Below are 15131 nucleotides of genomic sequence, written 5' to 3'. Positions count from 1 at the left end.
CAATCCTCTGTTGAAAGTGATAATTTGAAAACAACAAACGACTAAACATTGCGATTAAACTGCTATCTATTAAATTATCAAACATTTATCGGCAAAACATCAAAATACGCCGGCATTTCTCAAAAAACTAAAACCCACGAATCCTCTCGACTCATGGGTTTTATAAATCTTTACAAAACTATACCACAACCAATATTGAAAGGCTGTGTTTTTTATATAACAGGCCTGAATAATTTATTTTATCAAAACCCGTTCAGACTTATTTATGGATTTATCTTCACTTATTACTTTCACAATATATATACCTGTGCCGATTCGTTGATTTCCGGCAAAATATTCATTGGAATTCTTGTATATAGCCTTTTCTCCAAGTAATCGGCCTGTTATATCATAAACCGTAGCTATACAATTTTGGTCAGACTGATTATCAATAACAATCTGATTACCGCTGATATAAACATTTACGAGAGAAGCCTCCTGGCCGGTTGAAGCCAAAGGAGACGGACTTACTGCAATTTTGAATCGTCCATTAGTGATACTGCTTGTTCCGGAAATAGTATATTCTGCATTATTTTCAACCGGATAACTACGTCCTGTATATACATCAAGTAAATATAACTTGCGTGCTTCTACGTCTGATGTTACAGAGAGTATTATAGTATAATTCTCACCTTTTCCTGCATTTACGCCAAACGTTGTTCCCGAAAACTCAGGAACAGTCGCTATCTGGTATTTGTACCCGGCATCATCAGAGATATATACTTGCGTCAATCCCTCTTCCTGTAATTTATACGCGTCCCATCCGTTATCAAAGCCTGCAGTGGATTCGGAGTTTTCAAATAGCCATACACGGTCGGCTGAAGTATTACTCATTGCATCCATGATTATATAAGGAAATCGCAGTATGTTGCTTTCAGTAGCGGCAGACTTCCATGGTTTTGTTGTGGATGCATTCAATTCGTTTTTTATCAATTCATTATACCTCAATGTCATATTACCGGGGGTTGTTACATCCAGCATGAATGTATGCATAGATAATATCCTGTCCGGTATTCCGGCTTGTCCTGCCAGATTAAACGGTACAGCCTGGTATTGACCTCCTGTAACCCCACTAACTGTCCCTCCATTAAGTTTTCGCCATTGGTCACGTGTTCCTGTATTGAAAAGATAGACCGTATTTTCACTCAATTGTGCACTACCTAGTTCAATCGCTGCCGAAGTAATAGGTATAGCCGCGGTAAACGAATTACCGACAAGATTCATTCCCGAATAATTAACATTGGATGTTTTAGTAAGCGAAACAGTAGCGTCCCCTACATTCAAAGTACCCGCAAAAGTATAAATATTTGTCGGCAGGGTATTGTTATTGTTTGTCATTTCGTAGCCTTTGAATGCTTTTAATCCCGTGTCCGGCATGTATGGAGCCGGTTGCCATTTATTACCATTAAAAAATTCTACCCACTGGTTTACAGTTTCGACTTTTGGTACCAGATAGGGAAAGTCCGATGACTGAACCGGAATACCGAAATATTGCCATTGCTTCTTATAAAATCCGCAGGTTGAACATTCATATGCCTTATTATAAAACTCTACCTTAGCATTTACGTTCCGGTTATTGTTAGGATTAGCAAATATGAGTGTGCCTGTAGGTTTATCTGTTGATGTCCGAACGATGATGGTCCCTTTATCCGGGTTGTTATCTTTTACCTCACCGTTAATAATAAGCTGATTTTCGGTAGTTATCAGTAGATCTACCTCGGAATCGTTGATCAAGTCTCCGATTACACGGTCTTTGTCAAGATACAAGTCTCTCACAGCCGGGCTTCCGTTGTTGTTGGCATTAGTGGCAAATTCAATATTTTCTCCGGGCTGAGGAACGTAATCAGCTGTCCAATTGCCTGTTTTGGCCCAATCGTTATCAATCGTTCCATGCCAGAAATTATTGGGGGATTTCATTATTATGATATATACAGTCGCTTTGTCACAAGAAGATTCAGGAATACCGTCATCACATACTTCATAGATAAAGCTATCAGTACCTGTAAATCCATTATTTGGGGTATAAGTAAAAGTCCCGTCAGCATTCAAGACTACCGAGCCATAGACCGGATCTTTCAGAGGAACTGTATTTACTATTTGCCCGTCTCCTTCCGGATCAAAATCATTATCCAATACATTTCCGCTAACGGTTTTGTTTTCTTGCGTGTAATATACATCGTCATTTGCATATGTAATGTTTATATTGCTCTTGGGTAATACTGTGATTGTCACTATTGCTTTGTCACAAGTCTCAGGAATTCCGTCATCACATACTTCATACTCAAAAATGTCCGTCCCAGTATAGCCCGGATCAGGCGTGTAAGTATAAGTTCCATCTGGCAGGATTGTAACCGTTCCATGCGACGGAGGATTTACGGGAGTGGTATTTAAAATAAACTGATCCCCATCCGGATCAAAGTCATTACTCAAAACATTACCCGACACCGGTTTATCCTGCTCTGTTATAGCTTCATCATTATTTGCTATGACATTGTTATTGGCCGAAGGGTTAAGGACAGGAATAACATTGATAGTAACTGTTGCTGTAGCGCAAGCTTTAAGCGGTGCAGGAACATCATCACAGACCGTGTAAGAAAAACGGTCTGTACCTGTAAAATTCTCTTTTGGTGTATAGATATATGTACCGTCAGCGTTAAGTTGTACATTTCCTCCTTCGTCAGTCGTTATCGAACCTGTTGAAGTTACGGTCTGGATATGGCCTTCCAAATCATAGTCATTGGTTAATACATTCCCGTTGACAGGGGTATTCTCAAATGTTATATTGATATCATTTACTGCATTTGTGCTGTTGGTAGGATTTACCGCAACGGTTGACGAATTATTGCCATGATTCGAGTCCGAAGACCTTACTTCCGGATACCCTTCGGCCGTATTGTTGTATATTCCGGATTTAAGCACTTTGGCCGTAATAGTCAATACCCTTTTATTTTTGCTTAAATCATCGGTATCATAAGGGATGTCGTGCACCGTCCATTTTCCTGTAAGGGGATCGTATGTTGTTTGCGTATTTCCCCATGTTTCCGGATCGTTACTTCCTATAGGGGCAGGAGTAACGGTTGATCCCATAGGAGCTGTATGACTCACATACTCATATCCGGAAGGTAACAGATCGTCCACCGTTACATCCTGAGCATACATCAGACCTTTGTTCGTTGCCGTAATTGTAAAAGTAACTTCACTACCTATGGCCGGAGTGGGATTACTAACTGTTTTGAGAATTTCCACATCCGATTTATCCCAGTTAAAAATGAAGTTCAACTCAAGGGTTTCCATCCATGAACCGGCATAAACGTTGAGCGTATTATTATTTCCGATGCCGTTATCTCCGCTTGCCCACCATATATTACCGGGGCTGTCCGCTCCCGTGGTGTTGATAGCAGGTGATTGCACATTATAATCAGCATAAGTTGTTGAATTGTCATTTCTTGGCACCGTACCCCATTGATTAGCTCCTAAAGGGTTATTGTTGGTAACCCTTGTACCCGGTACTCCGGTATAAATATTACTATGGTCCCAGAATAATTTCACCGTTGCACTCTCCATATCTATCGGCCTTATGTTTTTCATTGTTATTCCAAGACTTTGTTCCATATCGTAGACCGGAAAATGTACCGGGAAAAAGTTTGCAGATGTAAGCAATTTTATTTGAGTACCTGCCGGAACAACATTTCCGTTCCCATCTTTACCATCCCAGTATACATCATATGCTCCCGGTATATCAAAATACCTGAATATCTGGACATCTCCGGCTGAGTAATTACCGGAATTATCCAGGTCGACCAAGATATCCAAAGACCCGGGAGTATCCACTTCTACCATGAAATATGCTTCTCCTCCGGTTGCATCCGCTTTTCTTCTGAACCTCACGTCTGTACTGGCAACAGGGGCAATTGAAGTCTTCCATATTGATTCATCGGGTTCTTCTACAAATAATGGATACTGATAACGGTTGGATGTGCCTTTAACAGACTTGCGGTTTCCTTCAATGTCGGGGTCCCCATTCGGTAAAAAATTGTTTAACGGGCCGGAATCATTCGCAAAAAATACCGCATAGCCTGCGTTAGATCTTCCAAAATTGACATACTTGATATAATAATCATCTGTCTGATCGGTATAAGTATTGTCTACCGGAACATAGAATCCGAAATTATCGTGGTAAGCTGAAGTATTCGGTTGCCCGTTTGTTCCGGAAGGCAGACCATTATAGATACTCCAATATTTACAATACAGCCGCCCCGGGCGCTTAGTAGTACCTGAAGCAACGGTTACATCCCATTCCGATATTTCAAAACCACTATTACCGGGTGAAGTCATCTCCACCCAGAAAGCCCGGTTTTGTCCGGTATTATTTGTGAACTGGCCTCCGGGATTGGAACTGGAACTACTTGCTGTCCCACTGGTAACATAACCTCCCGACGTTAAAGCAGACGGGCCGGCAACAGCTTGTGCCTGAATCAAATTTGTGTTAGTACTCGTCCTGCCCTGTAAGTTACTGTTTGCTGTTGTAACTTCTGTCCTTCCGGAGCCTGATATCCCCGAAGGAAAAAATGTATTATATCCGGCTGTTGTATTATCATAATACCAGGTAAGGTTACTGCTGGTACTGCTTCTGAAGCTAAAGTAAACTGTTTCACCCGCTTTCACATAGACGTAAAAGCGATGATTCGAATCATAGTTGGAAGCAGCACTCGGTCTCATCATGCTACCGCGGGTATTATAACCTGAATTTCCCGTATTATTCCCCGGAACCCACAACGAACTTTGGCGACTTGTCTGAGTACCTTTCCACTTACCCGAACCTTCAGCTTGAATATTTACCTGCGGTACTGCAATAAGCAACAGACCCAGAAGCAGCAAATAGAGGTTTATTTTTTTACGACAAGCGAAAAGGTATTTCTCTGCCTTTAAACCCAGATCCGGAAAAACCGGAGTATGATATTTTTTCTTCATATATCAAATGATTAAAAGATTTACTGATTCCCCATCTGAAAATTTTAATTCAGCGGTCTATCAATATATCATTAATATCTTCTTTCAATTTGTATTGTAGAGTTTAGCCCGACTTTAATATTATATCTCCATATCATATATATACCAATGATTGCGCTCAATTTTAGCAGGCAATAGCAGCTTATAGGTTTCATTACCAAATTCAGGCGGAGGCAATGGTCCTGCTCCCTGATAAGGAATACTTATCTCTATCGCACTTCCCGCATTATCACGCTCATTAATATAAGTGGTAATAATCAATCCCGTAACCGTCCCGTTCTCCAGATTGTATGCTGATACAGTTCCGTTAGCCTGCCATGCTACCCAATCTGAAGAACTTACCAGATCATCAGTTTTGGATATATGCTTTAACGCATATGTATTCTTATCAAAATCAATGAATTTATAATTATACTGCGCGATACTGTTGAACAAGGGGCTACTTTGATGTCCTGCCGAGAGTTTTACATTAAGCTGTACTTTAGCTACAGCACGGGTTAATGGTATATTATTGAGTTGAAAATTAGAATTAAAATCGTGAGTCGTATTCCCCGACATCAATACAGGTGTAGTTATATTATCCGACCAAGGTTGGGACGTTTCCTTCAGAATCGATTGTAATCCTGTTAATGAGGCCACAGCATCAAGCTCTGATTTGACAGAAGAACAGTTGGCTATGATATAAACCTGTCTGTTACCGGCTTCTGCCTGAGTCAGGTTTAACGATATCTTGCCATTGCTACTGTTCCATGAGCCTCCGGTAAAAGTTGAAGTATTGACATAATACTTTTTCAAGGTTTGTGAACCTGTCGTAGGAAACAGGAACAAGTATAAATCGTCTATACGTTGTTCTTCCACTGTTCCGGCATCAACTGCCTTTGTCTGCTTTGTGATGTAATTATCTATTGTGAAGGATAATTTAATCTTATTATTGTCTAAGGCCGGATCACTTGTTTCCTCTTTCGAACAGGCCCAAAATAACAAGCTTAAAAACAATGATATATATACTATTCTTTTCATACTTCTTATCTGTTATTTCGTAAAGGTTTTAACGAGGTAACCATTATACCATACTTCAATATATGACTGACCTGCGGCAGGAACAGACTCTAACTGATAGTTTTCAGATGCCGTAGTATCCAGGCTATCGAATTCTTTTTCGACTGTACCGTCAGAAAACTTAAAAGGAGTTATGGTTTTCAATTTGACAGCATGAGGCGTACATGCTTCTACCGTATTACTGATGGTAACCTTCCCATTCTCGTCCACAGTAACATTATATCCGTATCCCATATAGGCTGAACTTTGTTTAATTTGCCACGGATCAATTGTATAAATTATTTCTATCTTCTGCAGCTTACTGATAATATAGAAATAATGACGGTTGCGATAAATATTATAATCCGGCTTATCTGCCTGCCGGCCTGTGGCAAAAGATAAATAATCAGTATCGGTTATAGTACGGTTATCCGTTATGATCGGAATTTCGTAGAAAGTACCATCCAAGGTTTCGATCAAAAAATAATTAACCGGCTTATGGTCTGCCGAAGCCGACCAATCCGGTGCCGTCATCAGAGCTTCAGGCATATAATAGATATATGTATTTCCTACTTTTTTCAAAGGTTTATCTTCATAATAAACCGGAGTAACAGGAGTAGCCGGTGATACAAGGTTGAATTTCCTCTGTGCATTTTTGTAGTATATGTTTTTCACGCCGGAACTGATTTCAGAGCCTTCGATCTGTACTTCCAGCTTTGCTGCTACACGAACAAGTTTTACCCTTTCTTCCCCATCCGGATGGAAAGGTTTTGGAGAGTATATATTACCTCCTTCGGTAATAGCCTGGTTCATATATACCCTTGACATGGGAAAACCTTTCGATCTTACCGCGTTCAGATATAAATCTGTATCCAGATCACGGAAAGTATTCATATAAACGTCCATTGCAGATTTCGTAGTGATATCTTTCAGTTCATCCATCGCCATATTAGCGATAAAATAAAAATCACGCAGACCAGTTGTCATCTGAACCGTAAAGGTTTTTTCCTTATCGGAAAATGGTATCCCCTCTTCATAAAATTCGCAGACCTTAGCCCCGGTTGACGAATCAAAGACCAGCATGGCTAAATCATGTACCCGGTCTTCATAATCCACATTATCGGTATTAAGAGATTCCAGCCCTGCAGCCTGCGCTTTCGTTATTGACAAAAAAACCTGGGGCTCCTTGCCTATCTCTTTATCTATTTCCTGATGATTATCGTAGATCTGTGACTCGCAGGCCGAAAAAGAAACCAGCATTCCAATAAGTGCTACATATAATAAATTCAATCTCATAATCATATTGATTATTTAAGCCCGACAGCTTAGATTTACAATTCTGTACTATAGCTGTGTACAAGCCAGTTATTTACATAAACAGCACAGCTAAAATGTGTCCAGCATTCTGAACAATAATCTTTTATCACGAATTTGATAGTAAAATCGTTTTCACAATTCAGGTTGATTCCACCTTCCACAGTCCTCAATAAAATGCTGGCAATGAGGTCTCCGTCAAAAACGAGTTCTTCTTTATCATTACCTGTATAAGTTATTTTAAGTTTATTATTATATCCGGTTACAAGATCGAGCATCGAATAATTCCATGTACCCGAATTGTCGACAAATTCAGTTTCAAGCGCCGGATATGTTAATACCTGTGTATTAAGTGGCATCGTACCATCTACACGTACTGTTCCGTTAGCAGAAGAAACAGCCACTTGCAGCTTTTGCGGATCATAACTCTTCATCGTAGCCTGATCGAATTCTACAATAACATTTAGCCTGTTGGTCAGCTCACGCAGATTTATAGCAGTATGTTTATATAATGAACCATACTTTTCGGGTTCCGGAAGAAAAACAATAGGACTTTCCCCTTGCCAGATACGTTCGTTTACAGCTAAACGGGCAGCCATATTATTTGTAGAATTGATGGCCAGCATTATATCCTTCTTGGTTGTTACCCTAGGAGAAAAGGTGCTCTTACTGAATTTTTCATTGACCCCAGCCCATGCTATAAATGAATAGTTGCCATTGGAAACAGGCATCAGAACCTCAAAATCATGGCTGAGAGTGACGTTTTCCTTATATACTGAGGCAACCAGTTTATTTTCTTCATCGAATGCAAACACTGTAAGCGATGACACATCACCAATAAAAGTAGAGTCTGCCGCACATGGTGTCATGGAATAGAATTTTACATAAACACCCTGGGGGCAATCTGCCAGATCATTGTAGATAAGGGAATCACAACTCCACAAAACTGTTCCCAGTGTGAGCAATGTCATCATAATCCTGATTCGCAAATTCTTCATCCGTTGCATTTTTAATTAATTGATGGTTGTTTAAATAACCGGGGAGGTAGTTATGCCTCCCCGGCAGCATTTTACATATCTGAAATTTCTATATTTAAATTCCCAGATCTACTTTATAAGAGTGTAGTTTCCAGGGAAGTACAGTAACATCCACGCTCATCCATGTTTCAGGAGAAGTTAACGGATCGGTAGGATCAATCGGATTTTCAGGTTCTGTTACTCCCGGTACACTTGGTTTTGGGTCCGGATTTTTCAGATTAGGACTGTTTGGATCTTCAGGATAAAGTGGATTCCAGTTAGTTCCTAAATTCTTAAAACCTGTAATATGAACATGATAAACATTGTTTCTCACAACAGGGGAATTATACCAGTTTGGTACATTATCCGGATTCACCCAGGCATAGTACAGTATTTTACCTCCTACATATTTAGCTACAGTCTGTCCGATAACACCGCCTTTTGCCGGATCTACAGCATTATCCGAAGTTGTGTAAAATCTTCCGTTTGCTCCTACATAGAAGTCGTCCCCAGCTGTATAAGATCCTCCGTCAATAAACGCAGCCGGAGTAAATTTAGCCCTCACCAGGACATATGCCGTGTTTCCCTTTTTAAAGTTTGAAGTACCAGCACCCCCAATGGCATGTGTATTCGCCAGTATGAACTTACCTGATAGTTGTGCATCCAGATCGGCAGTTACTGTTCCTTTAGGGTCTGTATTATAATCAGACATTGTTGGTACTACTGTTCCTCCAAACTGAGATGCCGGATCGTATGCTTCGAATAAGCCTGAATAGTCATATTTATTACCGGCGTCACTTATATATGCCGCATCTGTAGCAGGCGACCATTCAAAATTAGGTGTAGCAAAATCAGCTTTGCGCTGAACAAACAGGGAGTTCTCTCCCTGAGCCAGTACCCATTTTATATCTGAAACAGTACCCAAAGTAGCCGCTCCCGACTTTATATCATAAGTATTACTTTCCGTTGTCACCATCACCCTGGCCACAGCTCTTTCCACATTCACACTGGCACGGTTTTGCCCTCCGGAAATCGTCTGATTTTCTGTTATATTAGGAGCTACATTGATTGTGATTTCGGCAGTATTAGTCATCACAATTGTTTCATCAACAATTCCATTTTTCTTCGCCAGCTTATCGGCTGATGTGCTTACGGCAAGATCTGCACCCGAATTAGCAAGGCTCAGGGCCAAAGTCTTATAGGCATTTTCAAATGCATCGGCAGGAGTAGCAGCCAAAGCTGTCTCGACTTCGGATGTTCCGTTTACCAATACATAAACTTTTTTAATACCTGCGGATGTTTTAATCGCTGCAGATGTCTGGGGTGTTAAAACTACCTGATTACCATTCTTCGTCATTAAATAATCAGTACCTACAGTGAAAGGCTTCATCGCAACGGAGGTTCCGTCGACAAGGTAAATCGCTATTTTTTCTATTTTATCTTTTCCTGCCCACTCATCAAGATAATTATAATCCTCCGGTAAACCTCCCGCCTTGTTTGAATTTTTATTTCCGCTCAAAGACATACTCAGCGTAACACTTACGTTTGTGTTGGCTTCTTTTTCTCCACCCGATGATGTTATATCATCGTCGTTGCCACATGCTGTAAATCCTAAAGCCAAGGCCACAGCGCCAATCATAAATAATTTCCTAATTGTCATATTTCTACCTGTTTTAAAGAATTGTTGTTGTAAAATCTATTCTGTATTTATTACTTTTCACCTTTTTGCACCTGTTGACTTTTCTACTATTTCAAGGTTTGCCATTCCGTCCGGGTCCTTGGAATCCGCTGATTTTGTAAAGTATTTCAGAGCCTTCTCCACGTCTCCTTTAAGAATATATGCAACTCCAAGGTTATTCCATGATTGTGGTTTATTTTCTATTTTCTTCAGCCGTTCAATGGCGGTATCCAGATTTTTACTTTCGATGTCTGCGGCAGCAGAATTCATAATCGCTATTTCACTTTCAGGATATAACCTCACGGCGATATCGAATACTTCCCTGAACTCTTTACTATCGGACGAATAACTCTCCGCCACCAGATATATTTCATTTAGGCTGAGCAGCTTAGGATTCGTTTTAATTATTTGTCTGGCTTCCTCCACATTGAAGGCACGCACTACATATGCAACAGAGTATTCGGTCCGGCGCAGCACCGGATAATAATTGTTAAGCAATATACGGTAAGTATCTCCACCCGAAAGTGTTAAGAGTCTCCCATCACGTGCATCGGGATTCGAAACATTGTCAATAATATCTAATATAGCCTGTTTATCCGTTAATGCAGATGCAGCTACAGCTTTCCGCAATCCGGGCCAGTCTTCCCCTATCCCATCGACTGTAAATTTATTACGCGGGATACCAAATTTAGTTACTAGATAATTGGCAAATGAGTTAGCCCTGTTTTCCGCCAGTTTCCTGTTATGCTCAAATCCTCCTTCCGGTGAAGCATATCCGGCTATGCTAAACTCTGTAATCTCCAAGTCTTTGTTATCTCTTATTTCACCGATCACACTATCTACCTGAGCAAATTCCCGCGAGTTATTCTTGTAGTCGCGTAACAGCTCATAGCGGTCAACGATATAATTAAAAGTAGCTGTATGACGATCATTGCGAGCTTTAACAGGCTCTACCTCAGGCACAATAAATGTAAGTTTATACAACTCCGGATCTTTCTTAGGCAATATATTCTGTACAATCAGTTGGTTGTCTGTAGGTTCGGAACAGTTTGCACACCCCGACACATTCGTTTCAATGGCAAGTAATGCGTCATCCATCCAGGATTTATAAGGAACGCTTACACCGTAATTAATTGATTGTTCGGTTTTATTTTTTCTCTTAAGGATTATTTCCGGTTGCGTATCAAAAGGCAAATCTCCTCCAAGTTTATTCTTGCGGTTTATAATCTTATTCCGTAAACCTCCTGTTATAGCTACAGGTGGAAGATTTAGATAATCCATATTATTTTCATTGGATTTCAGCACAGGTGTGAGGATAAGCATATCATTGCTTCCAACATTCATTCCCTCAGGAATAACTATATCCATAGAAACTGATACCCGGCTGCCGTGCCTTACAAAACGCTCTGTCAATACCTGTATATTTGAAGCCTGTGTTTGCGAATAAACAGGTGTTAAGAATACTGTTAATAGTACGGATAAGGATAACTTTAATATATTTTTCTTCTTCATTGCTTCCTATTTTAAGAAATAAATAAAAGAAAGGCCTACTTTGGTTATACCCCAATAATTGTAATTGCCTTCATCTAATTTGGTCCCACAATCTTTACATGGATACTCATCGTAATGAATACGGGCATAACCTGCCCCAATATTGAATTCGAGGTTCCATCGGTTAGATAAGACCCATTGGTAACCATAGCTTATGCCTCCGCCATAGAGATACCCTTCGTAACGCTTGTCCTTGAAGACATCCAGACGGCCTACTGGTATATCCCAACCTCCGGCATTAAACTGTGCGCCATGCGCATGCAGACCTATAAAATGGCCATTAAAACTCTCGCAAAGCCACCATCGATATTCGGGTTGGATAAGCCAGTGTTTAAAACTCTTATTATCAGAAAACTCAAAGACGTTTAATCCCCCGGCGATTTCCAATGTGCTTTTCTTACCCAACCCAAACTCAAGGCCCAAATTGGGAGTAGTTGTACCCCAATATGCCAGATTGGTCTTTACACCTATTTCTTGAGATCTACTTACAGAATAAAAGCTTGTAAAAATCAAAATAACCAGGCAGACTTTTCTTAATGTTTGACTATTATTCATTTTCTTATATTATATAATAATTATCAGGTTTATACTCCTTACCCTATGAAAAGAAGTTCTACATTATTTATTAATATATTTGTGTTATGACTCTATATGATTTCATTCGTTTTTTTATTCTATAATAAAGAAATACCGATAAGGGTAAGCCATAATGACACGCATAGATCCACAGTTGCATTATTTTACGCAACCTCAGCAAAGTATTTCCGCACATTCAATATTGATATTATCTATATCCCAAAAATGATATATAGCCTGTAATTTAAAATCATCTTGCTATCTTTTGTTATACATCCAGAATCAATCATTAATGTAAAGTCTCACATTGTATTTCTTTTTACAAATATCTAGTTATATGATCTTATTAATGGTACATTTTTATAGTATTTCAAAGTAGTGGTTTTCTATTTTCAAATCTTAAAGCAGAATAATCACTATTGATATGATTTACAATTTACATATTCCCGTTAAATGTTTTTTAACCTATAAAAAACACAGGATAATGTATTTGACAAACGCATAATGCAAAAACAGAGGATTAAACTTTATCTCTTTATCATGCTATAAATCAAATAATTATAAATAAAAACTATTAAATATAGATATAATATATCAGCCCGTTTATATGAAATAAACTTATGAAACAGAAGATGAAAGTCTCTCACTAAAAGATGTATCATCTTATTTTTAATTTCTTGAAATATTAATTGATACATTATTTACATGGTATCAGACGCCATTTACAGCAGATTGGATGTAAAAAAATTCTTTAGCACATATTAATTATCCGGTTATAAATAAAAAACCTCCGAATCATCCCGACTCACAGGTTTTTGGAAGACAATAAGTATACACAAAAGCATATACATTAAAAACAAATCTTACGGTCATCACGACCATCTAATTCTCCACGTCATAAACTAATATAATTAGAGAGGCCTTTCACTCAAATACCCTGATAATCAAAGTCTTGTTTGTCAGTCAGATATTTAAGTATATTCTTCATCAACATCCTATTTCATACATTCTGGTATCATTAAGCAAAGTATTGTGAAATGATTTTTTAAAATTACAAAAGACACCGGCTAAAAAAGATATGATTAAAGTCCATATATTCTTCCATAAATACATAATAAAGATATTCATGCACAATTTACATAATTGAAAATCCGCGAACCATCCCGACCCACGGATTTCTCCTTAACACAAACTTTACAAAACTACACAGTAGCCAATATAAACTAGCTATCATTTTCCTATAAACTTTTATTCTATTCTTCTTTCACTTACATGTGTAAAAATATATAATCCAAAGTTTATAAAAGATACAAAATGTGAGCAGCAGTACACCCTCTACTTTCTATTTTAATATTTGCGGAAAGATTAAGAACATATATTGCATTTAATTTTCAAACATTCCATTATTTTGCATTCCGCAATTCTGTTATACCAATAATCGGGAATAAGTTATCTGGATGGAGATAATTTAGAGTTAATCAATTTCCGTTGCTCCTGGAAAAACTTATGCCTTTGAATCTCTCCACCAAATGTTATAAGGGTTGAATACCGTTTCAAAGATTCGATCCATAATGAGTGGTTCTTACAAATGATTGGATCAAGGGAATTAATGCCTCCTACGCCATATAATGCAATATGTGAACGCGAACTACCCTCACTCTCCAGTAACAGATAAGTAGCATCGATATCTATATTACACAAATACACGGCAATATTCGAATCTGTATTATTGTAAATTCCGGAAATCGATATATTTTCTATTTCTGATATCACTTCATTTAGCTCAGACTTAATGAGCTCGAGATCCTCTGCATCGAGCAAATTTAAATCATAAAAATAATTCATATCTCTTATCACAGATGCGAACATATCATGGTTAATTATTATCTGAGAATTTTTTACTTTCCGGATTTCTGTTACAAAGGCCCGGTGAGCAGTCATTAATTCTTTGTCTATCATGAAATCCCTAAAAGGCATAGACTGCATTCTCATAACCTGATAAGCCCATTTAAATAAGCGAAATTTAGCTAAGCTATCGTAATGGAGAAAAAATATAAAAGGAAGGCTGTTGAATGCACATTTAAACGTTGAGTTTTCCATTGTTCCAAACTTAGACGCTAATAATACATATTCCTCGATTCTTTTGGTATAATTCAGGTTAATATGGGTCATATCGACCAGATTCAATTCAAAGATCGCTTTCTTATCAACTTGTGAGCCTATAATATTATCTACAGAAAAACCCAATGCCTGTGATATTTGAGCTACTTCTTCAAATGAAAATCTTACTTCTCCCCGCAACCTCCTGTAAACGGATTCTTTACCCAGGCATAAAATATCGCCTAATACAGAGGCTACTTTTTCTTTCTCAGATTTTGTCAGATTCTCTTTTTCTGTAATCGCAGTCCGTATCGTCCTGATTAGTCTGTCATGCGCACTTGTCTCTTTCATAGAATTTATTCCTACATTCATGATTTAATTCCCTTTTAGTCTGTTTATAAATAAACTATAGAAAAGATTATTTACTTAACAACATTCTCATTTACACAATCCTTAAATCCTGTAAATTCAATATAATATAGCAATTGTAATTTTGTCGCAAAATTATAGATACAGACACTTTCGAAGAGTACATTTTGTGATTATTATCAAAGTATAATTTTCTTTTATAGCATTTAGAATATTATATATTTCATTTATAACATTTAAAACTTTTTACATGTCATTAAATGAATCAACACACAACATAGTGCAAATAACGAGCCTACCACGCATTACTTTTACTTTTTTTGACATTAATAAATAAATATATCAATTTATTAATATTTTCCAACCTTTACACGACTCCAAAATAAACCTTATACACTCAGCATGAAAATTTTTGACAGAAGTTGATCCATTTTATTCTG

The 15131-nt window shown here is 38.2% G+C and carries 8 protein-coding genes; all 8 read right to left on the bottom strand.

All coding sequences use genetic code 11. The features are described from left to right. Positions 1–234 precede the first annotated feature (234 nt). Positions 235–5010: an Ig-like domain-containing protein gene (locus ACFO6W_RS08850; RefSeq protein WP_379995441.1), complete on the bottom strand. Its 4776-nt coding sequence runs from the start codon at positions 5008–5010 to the stop codon at positions 235–237. Positions 5011–5130: 120 nt separating this feature from the next. Further along, a complete protein-coding gene (locus ACFO6W_RS08845) occupies positions 5131–6069 on the bottom strand; it encodes a fimbrial protein (RefSeq protein ID WP_379995439.1) in 939 nt (312 codons plus the stop codon). A 12-nt stretch (positions 6070–6081) separates the two neighbouring features. Further along, positions 6082–7383 carry a fimbrial protein gene (locus ACFO6W_RS08840; RefSeq protein ID WP_379995436.1) on the bottom strand — a complete coding sequence of 434 codons (1302 nt, stop codon included), beginning with the start codon at positions 7381–7383 and terminating at the stop codon, positions 6082–6084. A gap of 35 nt (positions 7384–7418) precedes the next feature. Continuing rightward, positions 7419–8399 carry a FimB/Mfa2 family fimbrial subunit gene (locus tag ACFO6W_RS08835; protein WP_379995433.1) on the bottom strand — a complete coding sequence of 327 codons (981 nt, stop codon included), beginning with the start codon at positions 8397–8399 and terminating at the stop codon, positions 7419–7421. Positions 8400–8493: 94 nt separating this feature from the next. Beyond that, on the bottom strand, positions 8494–10077 hold the full coding sequence (locus ACFO6W_RS08830) for an Mfa1 family fimbria major subunit (protein ID WP_379995431.1): 1584 nt from the start codon (positions 10075–10077) through the stop codon (positions 8494–8496). A 57-nt stretch (positions 10078–10134) separates the two neighbouring features. Continuing rightward, entirely contained in the window at positions 10135–11607 is a 1473-nt protein-coding gene (locus ACFO6W_RS08825; protein WP_379995429.1) for an OmpA family protein, read from the bottom strand. Between the two features lie 6 nt (positions 11608–11613). Continuing rightward, on the bottom strand, positions 11614–12201 hold the full coding sequence (locus tag ACFO6W_RS08820; protein WP_379995427.1) for a DUF3575 domain-containing protein: 588 nt from the start codon (positions 12199–12201) through the stop codon (positions 11614–11616). Positions 12202–13671: 1470 nt separating this feature from the next. After that, complete coding sequence (locus ACFO6W_RS08815) at positions 13672–14694, bottom strand: hypothetical protein (RefSeq protein ID WP_379995425.1); 1023 nt, start codon at positions 14692–14694, stop codon at positions 13672–13674. Between the last annotated feature and the right edge of the window lie 437 nt (positions 14695–15131).

Origin of the sequence: Dysgonomonas termitidis, assembly GCF_042654545.1 — a bacterium.
Taxonomy (GTDB): Bacteria; Bacteroidota; Bacteroidia; order Bacteroidales; family Dysgonomonadaceae; genus Dysgonomonas; species Dysgonomonas termitidis.
Note: the sequence above shows the minus strand (reverse complement) of the source record. Positions and strands in the feature narration are given on the sequence as shown.

Coding starts and splice junctions, on each gene's coding strand:
- ACFO6W_RS08850 (WP_379995441.1), bottom strand. CDS start 5,010: ATGAAGAAAAAATATCATACTCCGGTTTTTCCGGATCTGGGTTTAAAG.
- ACFO6W_RS08845 (WP_379995439.1), bottom strand. CDS start 6,069: ATGAAAAGAATAGTATATATATCATTGTTTTTAAGCTTGTTATTTTGG.
- ACFO6W_RS08840 (WP_379995436.1), bottom strand. CDS start 7,383: ATGAGATTGAATTTATTATATGTAGCACTTATTGGAATGCTGGTTTCT.
- ACFO6W_RS08835 (WP_379995433.1), bottom strand. CDS start 8,399: ATGAAGAATTTGCGAATCAGGATTATGATGACATTGCTCACACTGGGA.
- ACFO6W_RS08830 (WP_379995431.1), bottom strand. CDS start 10,077: ATGACAATTAGGAAATTATTTATGATTGGCGCTGTGGCCTTGGCTTTA.
- ACFO6W_RS08825 (WP_379995429.1), bottom strand. CDS start 11,607: ATGAAGAAGAAAAATATATTAAAGTTATCCTTATCCGTACTATTAACA.
- ACFO6W_RS08820 (WP_379995427.1), bottom strand. CDS start 12,201: ATGAATAATAGTCAAACATTAAGAAAAGTCTGCCTGGTTATTTTGATT.
- ACFO6W_RS08815 (WP_379995425.1), bottom strand. CDS start 14,694: ATGAATGTAGGAATAAATTCTATGAAAGAGACAAGTGCGCATGACAGA.